This window comes from Shewanella metallivivens (genome assembly GCF_028750675.1).
GTDB classification, from domain to species: Bacteria; Pseudomonadota; Gammaproteobacteria; order Enterobacterales; family Shewanellaceae; genus Shewanella; species Shewanella metallivivens.
In genome coordinates this window covers 437,499-459,712 of sequence record NZ_JAQQPZ010000013.1, presented here as the reverse complement: position 1 = coordinate 459,712, position 22,214 = coordinate 437,499, and the positions used below count along the sequence as shown (strand labels likewise).

The window sequence follows — 22,214 nt, the reverse complement described above, 5'->3', positions numbered from 1 at the left end:
CCGGTTGTGATATTTGCAGTTAGGTGAAATACATACAAGATGGTCGATGGAGAAATTCGATGTCCAATAGAGTCTTAATTTTTGATACAACATTGCGTGATGGTGAGCAAGCACTTGCTGCCAGCTTAACCGTTAAAGAAAAGCTACAAATCGCGCTGGCTCTTGAGCGTTTGGGCGTTGATGTGATGGAAGTGGGCTTTCCGGTGTCGTCTCCTGGCGATTTCCACTCCGTTCAGACCATTGCTAAAACCATTAAAAACAGTCGCGTGTGTGCTTTATCTCGTGCGTTAGAAAAAGACATTGATGCCGCTGCGCAAGCTTTGTCTGTGGCTGAGCAATTCCGTATTCATACCTTTATTTCAACATCAACTATTCATGTTGAAAGCAAATTAAAGCGCACATTTGATGATGTGTTAGATATGGCAGTGGGTGCAGTTAAATACGCAAGACGTTTTACCGATGACGTTGAGTTTTCGTGCGAAGATGCTGGACGTACCCCAATTGATAATTTGTGCCGTATGGTTGAGGCGGCAATTAAAGCCGGTGCTCGCACCATTAACATCCCTGACACTGTTGGTTACACGGTGCCTAGTGAGTTTGGCGGTATTATTCAAACGTTATTCAATCGCGTTCCCAATATTGACCAGGCTGTGATTTCAGTGCATTGCCATGACGATTTAGGGTTGTCTGTGGCTAACTCTATTGCTGCTGTTGAAATGGGAGCTCGCCAAATTGAATGCACCATTAATGGTATAGGCGAACGTGCAGGTAACTGCTCATTAGAAGAAATCGCAATGATTTTAGCAACGCGTAAAGGGTTGTTAGATTTGGACACCGGCATTAATGCCAAAGAAATTCACCGTACATCATCGTTAGTGAGTCAGCTTTGCAATATGCCTATTCAAGCAAATAAAGCGATTGTCGGCACAAATGCATTTTCGCATTCGTCAGGTATTCACCAAGACGGTATGTTAAAAGCCAAAAACACTTACGAGATCATGACCCCAGAAAGCATTGGTCTTAACCGTAATAACCTAAACATGACTTCACGCTCTGGTCGTCATGTTATCAAACATCGTATGGAAGAAATGGGCTATCAGCCTGGCGATTACGATATGGACAGTTTATATGAGCAATTTTTAACACTTGCTGACAAAAAAGGGCAAGTGTTTGATTATGACCTTGAAGCGTTAGTGTATATGGAGTCACAAGCGCAAGATGACGATCAATACAAATTACAACATTTAATGGTGCATTCAGATTCTACAGAAGGTGTGGCAACAGCTACTGTGCGCATTGCGGTTGATGGCAAAGACTTTACTGAAGCAGCAACGGGCAATGGTCCTGTTGATGCCGCTTATAATGCTATTGCGCGCGCCACTCAGCGCCAAATTAATATTACCAATTACAAGCTTGGTGCTAAAGGCGAAGGTCAAAATGCGCTAGGTCAGGTTGATATTACTGCAAAATACAATGAACAAATGTTCCATGGTGTCGGTTTAGCAACCGACGTCGTAGAGGCCTCTGCTCAAGCGTTAGTGCATGTGATGAATTTAGTGTATCGCGCAGATAAAGTGGCTGATTTTAAACAACAGATCCATAAAGAAAGGGAGTTAGGTGGCGTATGAGTTATCAAATAGCAGTTTTGTCGGGTGATGGTATTGGTCCTGAGGTGATGGCAGAGGCGCGTAAAGTGCTTAATGCTGTTGAAACACGCTTTGGGCTAGACATTAACTACAGCGAATATGATGTTGGCGGTATTGCCATTGATAACCATGGTTGTCCATTACCTGAGTCTACATTAAAAGGCTGTGAAGCAGCCGATGCCATTTTATTTGGTAGTGTTGGCGGCCCTAAATGGGAGCATTTACCTCCAAATGATCAACCTGAGCGCGGAGCTTTGTTGCCATTACGTGGTCACTTTGAGCTATTTTGTAATTTACGCCCAGCAAAATTACATGACGGCTTAGAACATATGTCACCACTACGTAGCGACATATCAGCACGCGGGTTTGATGTGTTGTGTGTGCGTGAGTTAACCGGCGGTATTTACTTTGGCAAGCCCAAAGGGCGTCAAGGTGAAGGTGATAGCGAAGAAGCGTTTGATACCATGCGCTATAGTCGCCGTGAGATCAGCCGTATTGCGCGTATTGCTTTTGAAGCTGCACGTGGCCGTAAAAACAAAGTCACCTCGGTAGACAAAGCCAACGTGTTGGCGTGTTCAGTACTATGGCGCCAAGTGGTGGAAGAGGTCGCTAAAGACTTTCCTGATGTTACCTTAGAGCACATTTATATTGATAACGCGACCATGCAGCTATTACGTCGTCCAGACGAGTTTGACGTGATGTTATGTTCAAATTTATTTGGTGATATTTTGTCAGATGAAATTGCCATGTTAACGGGCTCAATGGGGCTATTATCATCGGCAAGTATGAACAGCACCGGGTTGGGATTATTTGAACCTGCTGGTGGCAGTGCGCCTGATATTGCTGGGCAAGGTATTGCTAACCCGGTCGCACAAATTTTATCTGCAGCATTAATGTTACGCCACAGCTTAAAGCAAGAAGAGGCAGCAAGTGCCATTGAGCGTGCAGTCACTAAAGCATTATCTAGTGGCTATTTAACCGGTGAATTATTAGCAGCAGATAAGCGTAGCGAAGCAAAAACGACAGCACAAATGGGCGATTTTATCGCTCAAGCAATTCAGGAAGGTGTGTAATGGCCCAGGTAACAGGTAAAACTTTATACGAAAAAGTGTGGGATGCGCATATTGTTGCAAGCCCAGAAGGCGAGGCGCCGATAGTATATGTTGACCGTCATTTAGTGCATGAAGTGACATCACCACAAGCCTTTAGTGGGCTAAAAGTGGCTGGTCGTCAATTACGTGCGCCGCAAAAAACCTTTGCCACCATGGATCATAACACCTCGACTCGTAGCGCAAGTTTAGATGCACTAAGCCCAATGGCGCGTACGCAAGTTGAAACCTTAGCGCAAAACTGTAAAGAGTTTGGCGTACGCTTATACGATATTCACCACCCAAACCAGGGTATTGTCCATGTAATGGGGCCCGAGTTAGGTATTACCTTACCCGGTACTGTGATTGTATGTGGTGACTCGCATACCGCGACTCATGGCGCATTTGGTGCATTGGCATTTGGTATTGGCACATCAGAAGTAGAGCACGTGCTTGCCACTCAAACTCTGCGTCAGCTTAAAGCTAAAACCATGAAGGTTGAAGTGCGTGGTCAGGTCACTGACGGCGTGACTGCAAAAGATATTGTACTGGCGATTATCGGCAAGCTTGGTATGGATGGTGGTACCGGTTACGTGGTTGAGTTTTGTGGCCAAGCCATTGAAGCGTTAAGCATGGAAGGCCGTATGACCTTATGCAATATGGCCATTGAAATGGGTGCCAAAGCCGGTATGGTGGCACCTGACCAAACGACCTTTGATTACCTAAAAGGCCGTGAGTTTGCGCCAAAAGATGACGTTTGGGAACAAGCGGTTGCTGCGTGGTCACAGCTTAAAACCGATGCAGATGCTGTGTTTGATGCCGAAGTGGTATTAGATGCTAAAGACATTGCTCCGCAATTAACCTGGGGGACAAACCCTGGTCAAGTTGTGGCGATTGACGGTGTGGTACCTAATCCTGAACAAGAATCTAATTTGATAAATCAATCTAGCATGATTAAAGCATTAGATTACATTGGTTTAACGCCAGGTACCAAAATGACAGACATCAGCATTAATAAAGTGTTTATAGGTTCTTGCACTAACTCCCGTATTGAAGATTTACGCTCTGCGGCAGTGCATGCCAAAAACCGCAAGGTGGCTGATGGTGTTGTGGCTATCGTTGTACCGGGGTCTGGCCAGGTAAAACTTCAAGCAGAAGCGGAAGGCTTAGATAAAATCTTTATCGATGCAGGTTTTGAATGGCGTTTACCGGGTTGTTCAATGTGTTTGGCGATGAATGATGACCGTTTAGAAGCGGGCGATCGCTGCGCATCAACCAGTAATCGTAACTTCGAAGGGCGTCAAGGTCGCGGTAGTCGCACGCATTTAGTGAGCCCTGCCATGGCTGCCGCTGCTGCCATTGCCGGTCACTTTGTTGATATTCGCAAACCTTACTAAACCGAGATAGGAGAAACACATGCAAGCATTTACTGCCCATACCGGTTTAGCGGTAGCCATCGACAGTGCCAATGTCGACACGGATCAAATTATTCCGAAGCAATTTTTATCTAAAGTAACCCGTGATGGCTTTGGGGTGCATTTATTCCATGACTGGCGTTATTTAGATGATGCTGGCGATAAGCCTAATCCTGAGTTTGCGCTAAATAAACCGCGCTACAAAGGGGCGTCGATTTTATTAGCCCAAGAAAATTTTGGCTGTGGTTCATCACGTGAACATGCACCTTGGGCGTTGGCTGACTTTGGTTTACGCGTGATTATTGCCCCAACATTTGCTGATATTTTTTATGGAAACTCCATTAATAATGGTCTGTTACCTGTTAAGTTACCTGCACAGCAAGTACAGCAATTAATGGATGAAGTCGCTGCAACTGAAGGCGCGCAAATTACCGTGGATTTACAAGCTTTAACGGTAACCTCACCTTCTGGTGAAGTGTTTAATTTTAGCCTAGTTGATTCAGCAAGGCATAAGCTATTAAACGGACTTGATGCGATTGGCTTAACCTTGTCATTTGAACAAGATATTAGTGATTATGAAACTCAAATACCGCAATGGTACGCATAACCATTAGCCCGTATTTAGCTCTCAATGGGTAAATAGCGGTTAGATGGATTGTGTATAAAACCTCTTTTTGCTAGCAAAAAGAGGTTTTTTTTATTTTTATTTGTAAATTAATTAATGTAACAAAATTGCTAAATGATTGATTTTAAATCGAGAACAACGAGGTTACTTGTTATATACAAGCTAACTGGTGTTTCATTTGATGGTGGCTAAGGTAATGTTTTTTAAACTGAAAGTGACATATTGACCCGTTAGTGCAAAGGTTGAGCGTACAGTCATGTTTTTTTTCATCAAAATTTGAACATGTAAATTACAAATGTTGCACTGGATCACAGTTTCAAACTGCACATTTCAAAGGTCATATTGAGTTCCCACCTAGTTGCAAAGCCGTTTTGGATCAGTACACTTATGCGCTCATTTAAGTCGAGCTTTTGCTCTATTGAAGCCGATTTAAGCGGGATGAATCTACAGCACAGAGAATGATAATGAAAAAAACAGTGTTAACATTGGCCATTAGTGCCATTGTCTTTGGGGCAACAACTCAAGTCAACGCAGCAGGTTTTCAACTTGCCGAATCTTCAGCTACCGGTTTAGGTCGTGCATTTGCGGGTGAAGCCGCCATAGCAGATAACGCTTCAACTCAAGCGCGTAACCCGGCAATGCTATCTTACCTCGAAGGCCGTCAGCTTTCTGCTGGTGGGATTTATGTTATGCCTGATATTGATGTACTGGGCGACGTTAGCATTGAATCTTCATTACTGGGCTCAGATGCTATTGTCATTGACGCTAACGCGATTGATGTAGCAGACGATGCTCTGGTACCGAACTTTTATTACTCTAATCAATTAAACGATCAATGGACCTGGGGTCTTGCCGTTAACTCAAACTATGGTTTAGCGACTGAGATAGATTCAACCAGCGCCGCGGCTATTTTTGGTAATCACACCTCTATCACCACAGTGGAGTTTAATCCAAACATTGCTTATCGTATCGACGATGAATTTACTGTGGGAGCGGGCCTGCGTATTGTCTATGGTGAAGGTGAAATTAGCGCGACAACACCATCTTGGATTGATGCGATTAAAGCCAACCCGAATGTACCTGAAAGCATTGCAGAGCAGTTACCTGCAGCTGGTACAGAGCTAAAGTCGATGGAAGGTGATGACATTAGTTACGGCTGGAAAGCGGGTGCAAGTTGGCAGATTAATAAAAATCACCGTATTGGTTTAGCTTACCACAGCGGTGTTGAGTTAGAGCTTGATGGTAGTGCCGCTGGTGTGGTCTATGACGGTGGTCAAGATGTGGAAATTGATGGTTACTTGCCGATTGAACTCCCTGCTTTTGCTGAACTTGCTTCTTATCATCAATTGACCGATAACTGGGCGATGCACGGTAGTGTAAACTGGACAGAATGGAGCGTGTTTGATCAGCTTGTGGCATACTTTCCTGGTGATGTAAAACCAACTGGCGATCTTGAGTCAGATGTTGTCAAAGAAGAGAACTTTAAAGACAACTGGCGCTATTCGATTGGTAGCACATACACTGTGAATGATCAGTGGACATTACGTGCCGGTGTTGCACTTGATAAAACTGCAGTAGACGACGAGCATCGCACAACGACCATTCCAGACTCTGACCGTTTATGGTTTAGCATGGGTACCGGCTACCAAGTCACTAAAAACCTGAATGTTGACCTTGCTGTGACTTATATCCGCATGCACGGTGATGCACCAATCACTGAAACTCAGGAACTATTAAGTTTGGCTTCTGTTGGATTTAATGGTGAAGCGACAGGTCATGTATGGTTAACAGGTTTGCAAGTTAGTTATAAAATGTAATTAGCCTGCTGTTTACAGCTGTTGATTTTATATAAGCCTCGCATTTGCGGGGCTTTTGCTATTTTGGGCGTTGAATAAGCAAAGTCATCGTTATTTTTGTTAAGATCTAACGCTTGCATGCCGCTGCATTAAATGTCGATGTAGCATGCCATACTGAGCCAGTTAAGCAGAAAATCTTATAAAATAATGATGAAAAAATGATACAGGAAATCCGATGGTTGATAAAAAATTCATTGTCGCATTAGATCAAGGTACAACGAGTTCTCGGGCGATTGTGTTTGATCACCAAGTCAATATTGTTGCCGTTGCTCAACGAGAGTTTACTCAACATTACCCTCAAGCGGGCTGGGTAGAGCATGATCCTATGGAAATCTGGTCATCGCAAAGCTCAGTGTTGGTCGAGGTGTTAACGCGTGCAGGTATTGGTCGCCAAGATGTCGCAGCCATTGGCATTACTAACCAACGTGAAACGACCATTGTTTGGAGCAAGCGTACCGGTAAACCAATATATAATGCGATAGTGTGGCAATGTCGTCGAAGTCAGAGTATTTGCCAGCAACTTAAAGCCCAAGGGGCTGAAGACATGGTACGCCAAAAAACCGGTCTTGTATTAGATCCGTATTTTTCAGCATCTAAAATTAAATGGATTTTAGACAATGTTGACGGTGCACGTGAACTTGCCCAAGCGGGTGATTTGTTATTTGGTACTGTAGACACCTGGTTAGTTTGGAAGCTCACTCAAGGTGAAGTGCATGTCACTGAACCAACTAATGCATCTCGCACTATGTTATTCAATATTCATACTCAAAAGTGGGATCTAGAATTACTGGAGTTATTTGATATTCCCCTCGCTATGCTGCCAGAGGTTAAGCCGTCGTGCGCCATATACGGTTATACCGAACTGACAGGCAACCATGTGCCTGTCGCTGGTATGGCTGGCGACCAACAATCGGCACTCTTTGGTCAGTTATGTATCGAGCCAGGTATGGCCAAAAATACTTATGGTACTGGGTGTTTCTTATTAATGAATACCGGAGAAACAGCGGTTGAGTCGACTCATGGGTTGCTCACGACAGTCGCTATTGGTGCAGATGCTAAAGTCAATTATGCCATAGAAGGTTCGGTCTTTATGGGCGGGGCTGTTATTCAATGGTTGCGTGACGAATTAGGCTTAATTACAGATGCGTGTGACACCCAATATTTTGCCGAAAAAGTTGATGATACCAATGGTGTGTATTTAGTGCCCGCGTTTGTTGGTTTAGGAGCACCATATTGGGATGCCGACGCTCGTGGAGCGATTATTGGGCTGACTCGTGGTGCCAATCGGAATCATATTATTCGTGCCGCTTTGGAAGCGATTGCGTATCAATCTCGTGATGTGCTTGATGCTATGAGTAAAGATTCGGATGTGCCATTAACCGAAATTCGAGTCGACGGTGGTGCAGTCGCAAATGATTTTTTAATGCAGTTTCAAGCCGATATTACTGGGGCGAAAGTCATTCGCCCAACAGTGACAGAAACCACCGCCATGGGCGCGGCATTTTTAGCTGGTTTAGCCGTGGGGGTGTGGCGGTCTACAGACGAGTTAAAATCGATGTTATCGACAGAGCGCGTATTTACAGCAAATATGCCGCATGAACATAGAGCTAAGATTTACGCTGGCTGGAAACAGGCGGTATTACAAGTGAGTCCTAACAGCGAGTCACAGTCACAGTCACAGTCATAGATATTATACCCATCGGCATTAAATACGTGGCCACTCAGAATGCGTCCTGTCGTTTTTGATTAAGGCGTCGCTATGTAGACATGATTGTTCACTTTCAAATAGTGATGGTATTACACTTCGATATCAATGTGCTGACTTGCGGTTTCTCCACGAGTAGAAAATCGCTCGTCAGTATTCATTCTTCTTAAGCGGTTGCCGGTACTTTTTTTGCCATCAACGGTGCGTAATGTTAAACGGCGCTCTTTACGTACCAATGCTTTTTTGGTTGTAACAGGTTTGCGGGCAATATGCGGGGGCAGTTGCGACTGTGGTGTTTCATGACTGTCGGCGTTTATGGCACTGGTCTTATTTACCTGCTCGACAACTCTGCGATGTTCACTGACGGCGCGTACAGGTCTAGCAAGCATGGCATAAATGCTATCAATACTCATGTCGCGCCCTCCTGTGCAGATAAAAAGATTAGGTATATACCATTAACTATACTTGTTATCGGCACCTCGCGGTTAAAATTTAATCATAATTCATCTTGGCGTAATTTAAGATAGTCCATCAGGTTCTTACTCATTGGGTTTGGTTTGTCGCAGTTTCTTGGTTGATTTGTAACGACGTTGACGATAATCCATTTACGCTTAGGTTAACACCACTCTTCAACATGTTATTTACCGCTTTAGATGCTCCAATGACTATGAAAAATCTTGAAATATCAGTAAACCCTAATGTTGGCATTAAGAATAATTAACTGTGATTGCGAGCTGAATTGATAAAATGCCTGCCCTTGATATTGAGAGAGGCAGATACGATTAACGTCTGGGCAGTGTTGCTGTAATTAAGCCGGTAAATCATTTATCGACGTTAATGCTCTAGCGTTGACTACGTCGTACAAGAAGGTCATTGAGTATAAAGCGTTGCTATTGCAATCAAATAAGAATGTTTTTTTAACCGCTTTTCTCGATCAAGATCGACAATTTGTGAGTTTTAATGCGGAGAAGTCCCTTGCTAACAGGCTCATAATTCAATCTAAAGGTGGAGTATTTAGATAATTAACACACTTTAATTAAAATAACCGCGGTTATTTTCGCTGATAAAATGAGCGTTATGTCTCTGGTTTAACTCATTTACCCTGATTTTAAGCTGTTTTTTACAGACGGCTTTGTCATTCTTCCTGCTTGAGATCAATTTGCTGCTAACCCGCTTGGCGTCTGGATTTAATATATCTGTCCATCCCTTGACAACACTTGCCTTGAGTCCCTAAACTTAGCATTTGTGGGAAAAAGTGGATCATTGTGGATCAAATGCTAACAAAAAGGGTGTAATAAAGTGTTTCGAGGTGCCAGTGCTATTAACATGGACGCTAAAGGACGGATCGCAATTCCTGCGAGATACCGTGACGCGTTGCGTGTGGAGCATGCCGGTACAGTGATTATTACCGTAGACATAAATGCCGCCTGTTTGCTGATTTACCCATTGCACGAATGGGAGCAAATTGAAGCAAAACTCAGGTTACTTTCTGATACAGATCCGCTTGAACGTTCCTTTAAACGAAAATTACTGGGTCACGCACAAGATTGTGAACTAGACAGCCACGGACGCATTGTGATCCCGCCGGCTTTGCGAAGTTTTGCCAGCTTAGAAAAGAAAACCATGCTGGTGGGCTTACTGAATAAATTTGAACTGTGGGAAGAGTCTGCTTGGCAGCAACAAATGGATGATGGCAACGAGCTTATCCATAGCCAAGATTTAGCCAGCAATGAACGTCTGGCACATTTTTCACTGTAGCGACCAATAAGGTTAACAAAACCAATGAGCCAAGAGTTTGCCCATTTATCTGTATTACTGAATGAGACTGTAGAGGGTCTCAATATCCAAAGTGATGGCATCTATATTGATGGCACATTTGGCCGTGGTGGACATTCTCGTCATGTATTAAGTCATTTAGGGGCTAATGGTCGATTGATTGCCATTGATCGCGATCCACAAGCCATTGAAGCCGCTAAACAGTTTGCCGATGATTCACGCTTTCAAATTGTGCACGGTGGTTTTGGACAGTTAGCACAGTATGTTGAAGAGCTAGGGCTTACAGGCAAAATCAACGGTGTGTTACTCGATTTAGGAGTGTCGTCACCACAGTTAGACGATGCCGAACGTGGTTTTAGCTTTTTACGTGACGGCCCGTTAGACATGCGTATGGACAATAGCCAAGGTCAAACTGCAGCGCAGTGGATTGCTCGCGCTGAAATAGAAGATATGGCATGGGTATTTAAAACCTATGGCGAAGAAAAAAATGCGCGACATATTGCCCGCTGTATTGCGGCCGATCGCGAAAAAACACCGTTTTTACGTACCAAAGATTTAGCGGATTTAATTGCGCGTATTACCAAAAACAAAGAGCGTAATAAGCACCCGGCGACTCGAGTGTTTCAGGCTATTCGAATTTATATTAATAGCGAATTAGAGCAGATTGACCAAGCACTAGAAGGCGCGTTAACGGTACTCGCTCCACAAGGACGCTTGTCAGTTATTAGCTTTCATTCATTAGAAGATCGTATGGTGAAACGTTTTATTCGTCGCCATAGCCAAGGTGAGAGTGTACCGCATGGGTTGCCCATCACAGAAGCTGAGATCAATAAAAGCCGTAAGTTAAAAGCGATTGGTAAGGCAATGAAGCCTTCTGATGTTGAATTAGAACAAAATCCACGTGCCCGCAGCTCGGTGTTACGAGTTGCTGAGCGCTTAGATTATTAAAGACCGAGGATAATGTGAGCCAATCACCATTAAGTTTACCTCGTATTGTGTTGCTCGACCTCTGGCATCATAAATGGATTGTGCTGCTAGGTTTGTTTGTTGTCGCCAATGGCATTGTGGTGGTTTACACCAGCCATGTGACACGGCAGTTGACCTCTCAATGGGATCAATTACTGCAAGAGCAGGACAGGTTAGACATTGAATGGCGCAACTTATTATTAGAAGAACAATCGCAGTCAGAACACAGTCGTGTGACGCGAATGGCAACAAAAGAACTTAATATGGCTCGACCGCTTCCTAAAGAGGAAGTCATTATTCGAGTTCAGTGAGCATAGGGACTATGGCTAGACAAGCAAAACGAAAACTGAATCACGAACTTATACCATGGCGTTTATACGTTGTGGTTGGCTTCGTTTTGTTATTATTTTGCAGCTTAATTGCTCGCGCAGCCTATATTCAAATTATTGAGCCTGACAAACTGCGTCACGAAAGCGATATGCGCACCTTACGCACCACCAGTAATCAGGTGCAGCGTGGTTTAATTACCGACCGTAACGGCGACATGCTCGCGGTGAGTGTGCCAGTTCGTGCGGTGTGGGCCGACCCTAAACATGCATTTGATCAAGATGCATTTAAAGATATGCGTCGTTGGCAAGCGCTTGCTGATGTTTTACAAGAGCCTGTAGATGAGCTTGTTCGTAAAGTAAAAGGTAACCCTAAAAAGCGTTTTGTGTATTTAAAGCGTCAAGTGACTCCTGCCGTAGCAGATTATATTGAGCAGCTTAAAATTGGCGGCATTTACCTTAAATCTGAATCTCGCCGTTACTATCCCGCGGGTGAAATTGCTGCTCAACTTATTGGTATTACTAATATTGATGACGTGGGGATTGAAGGTATCGAAAATACCTACAACACTTGGCTTACGGGCACACCCTCAAAACAAAAAGTACGTAAGTCACGCGACGGCAGTGTCGTAGAGCGTTTAGATATGGTGCAAGAAGGCGAAAGCTCAAATGACCTAGTGCTAAGTATCGATCAACGTATTCAGCAGTTAGCATACCGTGAACTCAAACGTGCGACTGAAATGTATCAAGCAACATCAGGTTCAGTCGTGGTGATAGACGTCAACACGGGTGAAGTCTTAGCAATGGCGAATACGCCATCTTATAATCCAAATTCTCGCGACAACTTGCAGACTCATCGCATGCGTAATCGTGCATTAACCGACACTTTTGAACCAGGCTCTACTGTAAAACCGTTTGTGGTTGCTGCGGCATTAGAAGCTGGCACGGTGAAATCCAATGAGTTAATTCAAACCTCGCCAGGTTGGATGCGAATTGGTGGTCGCCAGGTGCGTGACTCTAATAATTATGGCGACATGTCGCTGGCAAAAATTCTCGTTAAATCAAGTAACGTAGGTATCAGCAAGTTGGCGTTATCTATGCCAGTTCAGCAATTGTTAGGTACTTATCAGTCAATGGGATTAGGTAACTATTCTGGCATCAATTTAACCGGTGAAAGCGCGGGGTTAATTCATGACCGTAACCGTTGGTCTGACTTTGAACGCGCCACTTTATCATTTGGTTATGGTTTTACGGCCACGCCACTGCAAATTGCGCGTATGTACGCCACGCTCGGCAGCGGTGGCATATTATACCCAGTGTCGATTTTAAAACTGAAACAAGCCCCTAAAGGCGAACAAGTGATTTCCACACAAGTTGCCAAAGATGTAATGCAAATGTTAGTAGGCGTTACTGAAACGGGTGGCACTGCCAGAAAGGCCCATATTGACGGTTATCCCGTAGCGGGTAAAACCGGTACCAGTCGTAAGGCTGTAGCCGGTGGGTATGGTGATGATTATGTCGGATTGTTTGCCGGTGTTGCGCCGGTTCATAATCCCCGTTTAGCGATTTCGGTGGTGATTAACGAACCTAAAGGCGACAAGTATTACGGCGGTGACGTTGCGGGTCCTGCATTTGCCAAAATTATGTCTGGGGCATTGCAAATGCTGAATGTAGAGCCAATTTCAGAGCGAGAGGCTATCCATTTAGCCACTGCGCAAGGAGCGCAGCATGATGTTATTAAATGATCTTCTAGCGCCCTGGTTTCATTACGCTGGGGCAGAGTCGATAAACGATTTAACCCTTGATAGCCGCAGTGTTAGCAAGGGCGATTTATTTGTAGCGCTACCGGGCCATAAAGTGGATGGTCGCCAGTATATTGCGCAAGCCATTGACGCGGGCGCGACAGCAATATTAATTCATACCGATAACCCTGAGCAGCATGGTGTTGTTGATGTTCAGCAATACTCAGTGCCCTTGGTGTATTTTTTCCAACTCGGACGCCAGTTATCTGCCGTTGCAGCACAGTTTTTCTCAACTCATACTCACTCACTGGCATTAATTGGTATTACTGGCACAAATGGTAAAACCTCGGTCAGTCAGATTATCGCGCAAATTGTACATTTACTTGGGCACCAAGCTGCCGTTATGGGCACCTTAGGTAACGGTGTTTGGGGGGAATTGGTCGACAGTGGTAATACGACAGCCGATGCTATCACGGTGATGCGCCAGCTCGCGTCATTCAATGCCCAAGGGGTCGATGTGTGTGCCATGGAGGTATCGAGCCATGGCTTAGTACAAGGTCGAGTCGAAGCCGCACCATTTTCGACGGCAATATTTACTAATTTGAGCCGTGATCATCTTGATTACCATGGTGACATGGACGCCTACGCGGCAGCAAAGAAACGCTTGTTTCATTTTCCGACTTTAAAACATGGTCTGATCAACATCGACGATGCAACCGGTGCGAAATGGTTTGCTGAGTTAGCGTGTCACCCAATTAAATCGTTCAGTACTCAAGGCGATACCAGTGCCCATTTTCATTGTACCGATGTGCAATATCACGATGCAGGAGTGCGTGCTACTTTGCATTATCCGGCAATCAATGGGCAAACCTGTTTATCTACAAAAATCGAATCCCCCTTGCTTGGTGCGTTTAATTTGTCAAATTTAGTGGCTGCCATCGCTGCACTGTATCTACAAGGCGTTGCAATGGACACCATATTAACAGTAGTGCCACAGCTCGTGCCTGTTGCAGGGCGAATGGAGCGCTTTTCTGCACCAAACAAAGCCACGCTCGTGGTTGATTATGCTCATACACCAGATGCTATTGAGCAAGCGCTAAAAGCATTGCGAGTGCATTGCAAAGGAACCTTATGGTGCGTATTTGGTTGCGGCGGTGATCGCGATAAAGGTAAGCGTCCATTAATGGCACAGGCTGCGGAGGCGTTTGCAGACAAGGTGATGATCACTAGCGACAATGCGCGTAGCGAAGATCCACAGACCATTATCGATGATATTTTACAAGGCATTAGTCAGCCTGCAAATGTGCTGACCCATGTTGACCGTATTGAAGCCATTACTGAAGTTGCCACATTAGCCAAACCAGATGACATTGTTTTACTTGCCGGCAAAGGTCATGAAACCTATCAAGAAGTCGCAGGCAAACGTATCGATTATGATGAACGTGCTTTAGCACTTGCTTTGTCTAAGGACGCATTATGATTAGCTTATCGCTTGCTCAACTCGCTGAGCACTTACAAGGTCAGTTGCACGGTAACGACCAAGCTATTTCAGCAGTGAGTACCGATAGCCGTAAAATAGACATAAAGTGCTTATTTGTTGCGTTAAAAGGTGAGCGCTTTGATGGCCATGATTTTGCTAAAACGGCGGTTGATAATGGCGCGGTGGCCTTACTTGTCGATCATGTTTTACCTTTTGATGTTGCGCAAATTGTGGTGACAAATACTCAAAAAGCTATGGGCAACATTGGCGTGCTTGTGCGTCAAAATGTTCAGCCCATTAGTGTCGCCTTGACGGGATCAAACGGTAAAACCAGCGTGAAAGAAATGGTTGCCACCATTTTATCGCAACAACACAAGGTGTTATTTACTGCCGGTAACTTTAATAATGAAATTGGCGTACCGTTAACCTTATTACGGTTAACTCAAGGTGATGAATACGGCGTGTTTGAACTCGGTGCCAACCACCGTGGTGAAATCGATTACACCTCATCATTAGTGCAACCAAAAGTGGCGCTAGTGAATAATATTGGCAGTGCTCATCTTGAGGGCTTTGGCTCGTTAGATGGCGTTGCGCAAGCAAAATCAGAAATTTTTAATCATTTAGCCACAGACGGCACCGCAATTATTAATGCAGATGATCAATATGCTGAGTTTATGTTGCAACGCTCAAAAGGGCACAAGCAATTACGTTTTTCCCGCCAAATAGACACCGCTGCAGAAGTAAAGGCGAGCGCGATTGAAGCGGATGCGAATGGCTGTTGTCGATTTACCTTAACGTATGGCGCCCAACAAACTGAAGTGCAATTACCGCTTGCCGGCTTGCATCAAGTGAGTAATGCATTAGCGGCAGCATCGATATGTATTGCGTTAAATATCCCGCTTAATGTTATTGCTCAAGGTTTTGCGTTACTCCAACCTGTTAAAGGGCGAATGCAACCGTATGAGCTTGGACGGATACTGTTAATTGACGACAGTTACAATGCAAATCCCACTTCTGTTAGTGCGGCGATCAATTGGTTGCAACAACGTGATGATTATCGTTGTTTAGTGCTGGGAGATTTAGGGGAATTAGGCGACAATGCTGCCCCTTTGCACGCCAGCGTTGGATTGCAGGCGAAAAATGCAGCAATTGAATCATTATTTTGTTGCGGCCGGCTCTCGGCCCATACCAGCGAGGCATTTGGTAGCGAGCATTTTTCAGCACAAGACACATTAATTATGGCATTACAACAACACCTAAAAGAGGTTGAAGGTAAGGTCACTATTTTAGTTAAAGGTTCTCGCAGCGCCGCTATGGAGCGAGTTGTCGACAGTTTATTGAATGCCTTTGGGCGTGGGGAGTTAGTGTAGATGCTGGTTTATCTAGCCGAGTATTTAACCCAGTTTTATAGCGGGTTTAACGTTTTTTCGTATGTAACGTTCCGGGCTATTTTGGGCTTGTTAACTGCATTAGTGTTTAGTTTGTGGTGGGGCCCGATTTTAATTAAGCGTCTACAAATGCTCCAAATTGGTCAGGTTGTGCGTGATGACGGTCCAGAATCACATTTTAGTAAGCGTGGCACGCCGACAATGGGTGGCATTTTAATCCTAGCAGGTATTTTTATCAGTGTGCTGCTGTGGGGGGATTTGGCTAATCGTTATGTGTTGGTAACCTTATTTGTTTTAGGCAGTTTTGGCGCGATTGGCTTTATTGATGACTACCGCAAAGTGGTTAAAAAAGACTCTAAAGGGCTCATTGCTCGTTGGAAATATGCGTTGCAATCTATTGCTGCAATTGTTGTCGCGGTGTTTTTATACAGCTCTTCAACCATGGGCGGAGAGACTCAGTTGGTGGTGCCATTCTTTAAAGATGTCATGCCGCAACTGGGCTTTATGTTTATTTTACTGGCTTATTTCACCATTGTCGGAGCCAGTAATGCGGTGAATTTAACTGATGGTTTAGATGGTTTGGCGATTATGCCGACCGTGATGGTGGCTGCGGCGTTTGCATTAATTGCTTATTTGTCTGGCCATGCTCAATTTGCCAGTTATTTACATTTACCCCATTTACCGTTAGCGGGTGAACTGGTGATTGTGTGTACTGCAATGGTCGGTGCTGGTTTGGGCTTTTTATGGTTTAACACTTACCCTGCACAAGTGTTTATGGGCGATGTAGGCTCATTGGCATTAGGGGCAGCATTGGGTGTTATTGCTATTTTAGTTCGCCAAGAGATTTTGCTCGTCATTATGGGTGGCGTATTTGTGATGGAAACCGTGTCAGTGATCTTACAGGTAGGTTCATACAAGTTACGTGGGCAGCGTATTTTCCGTATGGCGCCAATTCACCACCATTATGAGTTAAAAGGATGGCCAGAACCGCGCGTTATTGTTCGTTTTTGGATTATCTCATTGTTTTTAGTGTTATTGGGTCTTGCGACGCTAAAACTACGCTAAGCAATTATTAAGGTAGATATTATGCATACTCGTTACACGCACATCGTTTTAGGCTTGGGAGCTACTGGGCTTTCAGTCGTGCGTTTTTTAGCAACTAAAGGCATTAAACCTTTGGTGATGGACAGCCGTCGCAATCCTCCGGGAGCAGAAACGCTGGCCCAAGAGTTTGCTGATATTGAATTAATTGCCGGTGGATTTGATTGCCGTTATTTAGTGCAAGCGAGCCAAATTATTATTAGTCCAGGTGTGCCGATTGATACACCAGAAGTGCGCGCAGCACTAGACATGGGGATTGAGGTCATTGGCGATGTGGAGTTATTTGCCCGTGAAATTGCCGATCGCAAACCTTGTGTTGTTGGTATTACTGGGTCAAACGGTAAATCGACGGTGACCACACTGGTTTACGAAATGCTCCAAAAAGCCGGTTTGTCAGTCGCTATTGGTGGCAATATCGGTACGCCGGCATTAGATTTGCTCGAGCAAAATGCAGATTTTTATGTGCTTGAGTTGTCGAGTTTCCAACTTGAAACCACACATTCATTAAATTGTATTGCAGCAACCTGTCTAAACATTAGTGAAGACCACATGGACCGCTACAGCGATTTAAACTCATACCGTGAAGCCAAATTACGTTTGTATCCACAAAGTCGCTTTGTGATGTACAACCTTGATGACGAGTTAACGTATCCGCTGGAACCGATGAACCAAAATCACTTTTGTTTAGGCGTTCCAGAAGGTGATGCATGGGGCTTAAGTGACGGTAAGATTTTCCACGGTGACAGTGAAATCGTTAATTTAAATGAAGTGACACTCATTGGTAGCCATAACCACGCTAACTTACTTGCGGCAATGGCGCTAGCCTATGCCTGTGGCGTTGATAAAGAGTCGATGGTTGAAGTGGCTACCCATTTTGTGGGGTTAAGCCATCGTTGTGAGCTTATAGGTGTAAAGCAAGGCGTGTCTTATATCAATGACTCTAAAGCGACCAATGTCGGCGCAACGGTTGCTGCGCTTGAAGGGCTAAGTTCACACCTTGGTGATTTGTATTTAATTGCAGGCGGCGATGGTAAAGGCAGTGATTTTAGCCCGCTTACTGAGCCTTTGGCCAACATTACGCAGTTGATCACTCTAGGTCGTGATGGCCCTAAAATTGCCAAATTAAAAGCGGACTCTATTCAGGTCACTAGCATGGCAGAAGCTGTGGCAAAAGCGGCAGAGCTTGCGTCGTCGGGAGATATTGTATTGTTGTCCCCTGCCTGCGCCAGTTTAGACATGTACAAAAACTTTATGGCTCGTGGTGACGACTTTAGACAATGCGTGGAGTTGTTAGCCGATGGCGAGTAATGAGCAGCAACTGAGCTTGTTTAAGCAAGGCATAAATTGGGCTTTACCGTCATTGTTGTCTGATGACAGCGCCCCAGGAATGCAGCTGTATGATCGTAGTTTTTTAGTCGCTATTGTTGGATTGATGTGTTTTGGGTTTGTGATGGTGATGTCGGCGTCAATGCCTGAGGCCACCAAACTAACCGGCGATCCGTTTCATTTTATGTATCGCCATATATTTTACTTAGTCGGCTGTATTGTTATTGCATTTGTGGTGCTGAAGTTTGATGTCAGTTACTGGGAAAAAAACAGCGGTATGTTAATGCTTGGGGTATTGGTTTTACTGATTGCCGTGCTGTTCATTGGCACCTCGGTCAATGGAGCAAAGCGTTGGTTGTCCATCGGACCGGTACGTATCCAAGTAGCCGAAATGGCTAAGTTTGTATTTATTGTATACATGGCGGGATATTTGGTTCGCCGCCATGGTGAATTACGTGAAAACCGTAAAGGTTTTATTAAACCCATTTGTGTATACGGTTTGTTTGCATTACTGATTTTGTTGCAGCCAGACTTGGGTACCGTGGTGGTGTTGTTTGTGTGTACGGTCAGTTTATTGTTTTTGGCTGGTGCTAGAATCATCGACTTTATGGCACTCATCCTGCTAGGGGTGGTGACGTTTATACTACTGGTGTTGTTTGAACCTTACCGTATGCGACGCGTCACTTCGTTTATGGACCCATGGGAAGATCCATTTGGAAGTGGCTACCAGTTAACGCAATCATTAATGGCATACGGCCGCGGTGATTGGTTTGGCCAAGGACTCGGTAACAGTATTCAGAAGTTAGCGTATTTACCCGAGGCACACACCGACTTTATTTTTGCGGTTATCGGTGAAGAGCTCGGTTTTGTTGGCATCATTATGGTGTTACTTGCATTGTTTTTTGTCGCTATTCGGGCCATTAGGCTAGGCAATTTATGTTTAAAGATGCAACGACCATTTGAAAGTTATGTCGCATACGGAGTGGGTATTTGGGTGTGTTTCCAAACCGTGGTTAATGTGGGAGCCAGTATTGGGATGTTGCCTACTAAAGGCCTTACGTTACCGTTTATTAGTTACGGTGGCAGTAGTTTATGGGTGATGACCGCAGCAGTAATGCTACTGGTTCGAATTGATTACGAACGCCGACTGAGTCTGGTGCAGGCTGTGCAAGGGAGAACAAGTTAATGAATAGCAATGTAAGTCGTTCTCCACGCATTTTAGTGATGGCAGGCGGTACGGGTGGGCATGTATTTCCTGCTTTGGCAGTGGCAAAGCATTTAGCTGAAAAAGGCTGGCAGGTACGTTGGTTGGGTACTGCCGATCGGATGGAGGCGCGTTTAGTGCCTCAACATGGCTTTGATATTGAATTTATCGATATTAAAGGCGTTCGCGGTAATGGATTAATCCGTAAATTAGCGGCGCCGTTTAAAATCATACGTTCGATTATTCAAGCCAAAGCAGTGATTAATGATTTTAAGCCCAATGTTATTTTAGGCATGGGCGGCTTTGCCAGCGGCCCAGGTGGCGTAGCGGGTAAGTTGTCTGGAGTACCAGTGGTGTTGCATGAGCAGAATGCCATCCCTGGAATGACCAATAAATTGTTGTCTAAAATCGCCAAAAAGGTGTTGTGTGCATTTCCGAATACCTTTGGCAGTGAAGTCGCTAATGTGGAAGTGGTGGGTAATCCTATTCGCCAAGAGCTTATCGTATTAGGCGAACAAACTAAAACTGCACAAGTCGATGCGTTAAGAATTTTAGTTGTAGGCGGTAGTTTAGGTGCCAAAGTGCTTAATGATGTGATGCCAGCGGTTGTTGCACAGTTAAGCAAGCAGCATTCGATTACTGTGTGGCATCAGGTGGGTAAAAACAATCACGCCGCTGTAAAAGCCAGTTATCAGCAGTTAGGCCAGTTAGACACAGTTAATGTGGCTGAGTTTATTGATGACATGGAGGCGGCTTACCGCTGGACTGATGTGGTGGTTTGTCGTTCTGGAGCGTTAACCGTGTCTGAACTGGCAGCGGTTGGGCTTCCAAGTATTTTGGTGCCATACCCGCATGCCGTTGATGACCACCAAACCGTCAATGCGTCGGTATTAGTTGATGCTGGTGCTGGCTTTTTATTACCACAAACGATTTTAAATGCAGATAACTTAGCAGAGAAATTACAGTTGTTTGCTGAACATAGAGAAGAACTCGCCCAAATGGGCCGTAAAGCCAGAGGCGTTGCAGTGTTAGATGCCACTCAACGAGTAGCAGATATTTGCGCCTTAGTAGCAACAAAGGGTTGAAATGACAAAGACAGAAAGATACGCACAGCTTCGTAGCATGATCCCAGAAATGAGACGGATCAAGCGCATTCACTTTGTTGGCATAGGTGGTGCCGGCATGGGTGGTATTGCCGAAGTATTAGTTAATGAAGGCTATCAAATTAGTGGTTCTGACATTGCTGTCAACAGTGTAACAGAACGTCTGCAGCGTTTAGGCGCCAAGATTATTATAGGTCATCAGGCCCAGAGCGTTGAAAATGTTGATGTTGTGGTGGTGTCTACTGCGATCAACCCGCAAAACCCTGAGATTATAGCCGCCAAAGAATTACGCATTCCCATTGTTCGCCGGGCTGAAATGTTGGCAGAACTGATGCGTTATCGTCATGGTGTGGCGATTGCTGGTACTCACGGTAAAACCACCACCACCAGTTTAATTGCCAGTGTGTATGGTCAAGCAGAGCGCGACCCGACATTTGTTATCGGTGGGCTGTTAAACAGCGCTGGCACCAATGCGCGTTTGGGCACTAGCCGTTATTTGATTGCCGAGGCGGACGAAAGCGATGCTAGCTTTTTGCATTTGCAACCCATGGTCAGTGTGATCACCAATATTGAAGCCGACCATATGGATACTTACGGTGGTGATTTTGAAAAGTTAAAAACGACCTTTGTCGATTTTTTACATAATTTGCCGTTTTATGGTGTCGCTGTGATGTGCATCGACGACGAGGTGATCCGTGAGATCATGCCGCGTATTGGTCGCCAAGTCGTGACCTATGGTTTTAGTGACGATGCCGATGTACAGGCGATTAATTTTGCTCAAAACGGACATCAGTCAAGTTTTACGGTTAAACGCCATGCTAAAGAAGATTTAGACATTGTGCTTAATTTACCCGGGCAGCATAACGTACTTAATGCGTTAGCAGCAATTGCTGTAGCCAGCGAAGACGATATTGACGATGAGGCAATTGTACAAGCATTAGCTGAGTTTGAAGGCATTGGCCGTCGCTTCCAGCATTTAGGTGAGTTTGCCACCCCTAACGGTAATGTCATGTTGGTCGACGATTATGGTCATCACCCAAGTGAAGTGTTAGCAACGATTAAAGCTGCACGTGCAGGTTGGCCAGATAAGCGCTTAGTCATGGCTTACCAGCCGCATCGTTACAGTCGTACCCGTGATTTATATGAAGACTTTGTCGATGTGTTATCGCAAGTCGATTGCTTACTGCTACTTGATGTTTACGCAGCGGGTGAAGCTGCAATTCCTGGCGCCGATGGGCGGGCATTATGTCGCTCAATTCGCTTACGCGGTCAGATAGATCCTATTTTTGTGGCTAGTCCTGATCAACTTGCTGCCGTGTTACCAGATGTATTGCAACAAGGGGATTTATTTTTAACCCAAGGCGCAGGCAATATTGGGGCATTGTCGAAAGAGTTAGCTATCAGCGAGCTAGGTTTTAAAGTGCAACAAGAAGAACAAGGAAATGATTGATTTATCGTCAATTATTG

18 protein-coding genes are annotated in these 22,214 nt (G+C 44.8%); 17 read left to right on the top strand and 1 reads right to left on the bottom strand.

Going from position 1 to position 22,214, the window contains the following annotated elements:
• Nucleotides 1-59: 59 nt before the first annotated feature.
• From leuA to glpK, 6 genes are all read left to right on the top strand, one after another.
• Nucleotides 60-1,628: a 2-isopropylmalate synthase gene (gene leuA, locus PQR79_RS14655; RefSeq protein ID WP_238107739.1), complete on the top strand. Its 1,569-nt coding sequence runs from the start codon at nucleotides 60-62 to the stop codon at nucleotides 1,626-1,628.
• Nucleotides 1,625-2,719 carry a 3-isopropylmalate dehydrogenase gene (gene leuB / locus PQR79_RS14650; RefSeq protein WP_238107738.1) on the top strand — a complete coding sequence of 365 codons (1,095 nt, stop codon included), beginning with the start codon at nucleotides 1,625-1,627 and terminating at the stop codon, nucleotides 2,717-2,719. The genes leuA and leuB overlap by 4 nt, the downstream gene beginning before the upstream one ends.
• A complete protein-coding gene (gene leuC, locus PQR79_RS14645) occupies nucleotides 2,719-4,131 on the top strand; it encodes a 3-isopropylmalate dehydratase large subunit (protein ID WP_238107737.1) in 1,413 nt (470 codons plus the stop codon). The genes leuB and leuC overlap by 1 nt, the downstream gene beginning before the upstream one ends.
• 19 nt (nucleotides 4,132-4,150) lie before the next feature.
• Nucleotides 4,151-4,756, top strand: coding sequence for a 3-isopropylmalate dehydratase small subunit (gene leuD / locus PQR79_RS14640; RefSeq protein ID WP_238107736.1), 606 nt, complete (start codon nucleotides 4,151-4,153; stop codon nucleotides 4,754-4,756).
• A gap of 482 nt (nucleotides 4,757-5,238) precedes the next feature.
• The gene (locus PQR79_RS14635) at nucleotides 5,239-6,591 is read left to right on the top strand and encodes an outer membrane protein transport protein (RefSeq protein ID WP_238107735.1); all 1,353 of its coding nucleotides are present in this window, start codon (nucleotides 5,239-5,241) and stop codon (nucleotides 6,589-6,591) included.
• A gap of 214 nt (nucleotides 6,592-6,805) precedes the next feature.
• Nucleotides 6,806-8,317, top strand: coding sequence for a glycerol kinase GlpK (gene glpK / locus PQR79_RS14630; RefSeq protein ID WP_238107734.1), 1,512 nt, complete (start codon nucleotides 6,806-6,808; stop codon nucleotides 8,315-8,317).
• Nucleotides 8,318-8,427: 110 nt separating this feature from the next.
• On the opposite strand, the gene PQR79_RS14625 is transcribed toward glpK, so the two are convergent.
• Complete coding sequence (locus PQR79_RS14625) at nucleotides 8,428-8,748, bottom strand: hypothetical protein (RefSeq protein WP_238107733.1); 321 nt, start codon at nucleotides 8,746-8,748, stop codon at nucleotides 8,428-8,430.
• Nucleotides 8,749-9,634: 886 nt separating this feature from the next.
• Between PQR79_RS14625 and mraZ the strand changes: the two genes are divergently transcribed.
• From mraZ to murC, 11 genes are read left to right on the top strand one after another with little or no spacing between them, the layout of a single operon-like run.
• Entirely contained in the window at nucleotides 9,635-10,093 is a 459-nt protein-coding gene (mraZ, locus tag PQR79_RS14620) for a division/cell wall cluster transcriptional repressor MraZ (protein WP_238107732.1), read from the top strand.
• Between the two features lie 24 nt (nucleotides 10,094-10,117).
• Entirely contained in the window at nucleotides 10,118-11,059 is a 942-nt protein-coding gene (gene rsmH, locus PQR79_RS14615) for a 16S rRNA (cytosine(1402)-N(4))-methyltransferase RsmH (protein WP_238107731.1), read from the top strand.
• Nucleotides 11,060-11,073: 14 nt separating this feature from the next.
• The gene (gene ftsL, locus PQR79_RS14610) at nucleotides 11,074-11,388 is read left to right on the top strand and encodes a cell division protein FtsL (protein WP_238107730.1); all 315 of its coding nucleotides are present in this window, start codon (nucleotides 11,074-11,076) and stop codon (nucleotides 11,386-11,388) included.
• Nucleotides 11,389-11,399: 11 nt separating this feature from the next.
• Complete coding sequence (locus PQR79_RS14605) at nucleotides 11,400-13,148, top strand: penicillin-binding transpeptidase domain-containing protein (protein ID WP_238107729.1); 1,749 nt, start codon at nucleotides 11,400-11,402, stop codon at nucleotides 13,146-13,148.
• Nucleotides 13,132-14,625, top strand: coding sequence for a UDP-N-acetylmuramoyl-L-alanyl-D-glutamate--2,6-diaminopimelate ligase (gene murE / locus PQR79_RS14600; protein WP_238107728.1), 1,494 nt, complete (start codon nucleotides 13,132-13,134; stop codon nucleotides 14,623-14,625). The genes PQR79_RS14605 and murE overlap by 17 nt, the downstream gene beginning before the upstream one ends.
• Nucleotides 14,622-15,995: a UDP-N-acetylmuramoyl-tripeptide--D-alanyl-D-alanine ligase gene (locus PQR79_RS14595; protein ID WP_238107727.1), complete on the top strand. Its 1,374-nt coding sequence runs from the start codon at nucleotides 14,622-14,624 to the stop codon at nucleotides 15,993-15,995. The genes murE and PQR79_RS14595 overlap by 4 nt, the downstream gene beginning before the upstream one ends.
• Complete coding sequence (gene mraY / locus PQR79_RS14590; RefSeq protein WP_238107726.1) at nucleotides 15,996-17,078, top strand: phospho-N-acetylmuramoyl-pentapeptide-transferase; 1,083 nt, start codon at nucleotides 15,996-15,998, stop codon at nucleotides 17,076-17,078.
• A gap of 21 nt (nucleotides 17,079-17,099) precedes the next feature.
• Complete coding sequence (gene murD, locus PQR79_RS14585; RefSeq protein ID WP_238107725.1) at nucleotides 17,100-18,422, top strand: UDP-N-acetylmuramoyl-L-alanine--D-glutamate ligase; 1,323 nt, start codon at nucleotides 17,100-17,102, stop codon at nucleotides 18,420-18,422.
• Nucleotides 18,412-19,626 carry a cell division protein FtsW gene (gene ftsW / locus PQR79_RS14580; protein ID WP_238107724.1) on the top strand — a complete coding sequence of 405 codons (1,215 nt, stop codon included), beginning with the start codon at nucleotides 18,412-18,414 and terminating at the stop codon, nucleotides 19,624-19,626. Before murD ends, ftsW begins: the two co-directional genes overlap by 11 nt.
• Nucleotides 19,626-20,729: an undecaprenyldiphospho-muramoylpentapeptide beta-N-acetylglucosaminyltransferase gene (gene murG / locus PQR79_RS14575; RefSeq protein ID WP_238107723.1), complete on the top strand. Its 1,104-nt coding sequence runs from the start codon at nucleotides 19,626-19,628 to the stop codon at nucleotides 20,727-20,729. Before ftsW ends, murG begins: the two co-directional genes overlap by 1 nt.
• Before the next feature lies 1 nt (nucleotide 20,730).
• Entirely contained in the window at nucleotides 20,731-22,197 is a 1,467-nt protein-coding gene (murC, locus tag PQR79_RS14570; protein WP_238107722.1) for a UDP-N-acetylmuramate--L-alanine ligase, read from the top strand.
• Nucleotides 22,198-22,214: the final 17 nt, after the last annotated feature.

Coding starts and splice junctions, on each gene's coding strand:
- mraY (WP_238107726.1), top strand. CDS start 15,996: ATGCTGGTTTATCTAGCCGAGTATTTAACCCAGTTTTATAGCGGGTTT.
- PQR79_RS14625 (WP_238107733.1), bottom strand. CDS start 8,748: ATGAGTATTGATAGCATTTATGCCATGCTTGCTAGACCTGTACGCGCC.
- PQR79_RS14605 (WP_238107729.1), top strand. CDS start 11,400: ATGGCTAGACAAGCAAAACGAAAACTGAATCACGAACTTATACCATGG.
- leuB (WP_238107738.1), top strand. CDS start 1,625: ATGAGTTATCAAATAGCAGTTTTGTCGGGTGATGGTATTGGTCCTGAG.
- leuA (WP_238107739.1), top strand. CDS start 60: ATGTCCAATAGAGTCTTAATTTTTGATACAACATTGCGTGATGGTGAG.
- leuD (WP_238107736.1), top strand. CDS start 4,151: ATGCAAGCATTTACTGCCCATACCGGTTTAGCGGTAGCCATCGACAGT.
- murG (WP_238107723.1), top strand. CDS start 19,626: ATGAATAGCAATGTAAGTCGTTCTCCACGCATTTTAGTGATGGCAGGC.
- murC (WP_238107722.1), top strand. CDS start 20,731: ATGACAAAGACAGAAAGATACGCACAGCTTCGTAGCATGATCCCAGAA.
- leuC (WP_238107737.1), top strand. CDS start 2,719: ATGGCCCAGGTAACAGGTAAAACTTTATACGAAAAAGTGTGGGATGCG.
- PQR79_RS14595 (WP_238107727.1), top strand. CDS start 14,622: ATGATTAGCTTATCGCTTGCTCAACTCGCTGAGCACTTACAAGGTCAG.
- rsmH (WP_238107731.1), top strand. CDS start 10,118: ATGAGCCAAGAGTTTGCCCATTTATCTGTATTACTGAATGAGACTGTA.
- murD (WP_238107725.1), top strand. CDS start 17,100: ATGCATACTCGTTACACGCACATCGTTTTAGGCTTGGGAGCTACTGGG.
- PQR79_RS14635 (WP_238107735.1), top strand. CDS start 5,239: ATGAAAAAAACAGTGTTAACATTGGCCATTAGTGCCATTGTCTTTGGG.
- glpK (WP_238107734.1), top strand. CDS start 6,806: ATGGTTGATAAAAAATTCATTGTCGCATTAGATCAAGGTACAACGAGT.
- ftsW (WP_238107724.1), top strand. CDS start 18,412: ATGGCGAGTAATGAGCAGCAACTGAGCTTGTTTAAGCAAGGCATAAAT.
- murE (WP_238107728.1), top strand. CDS start 13,132: ATGATGTTATTAAATGATCTTCTAGCGCCCTGGTTTCATTACGCTGGG.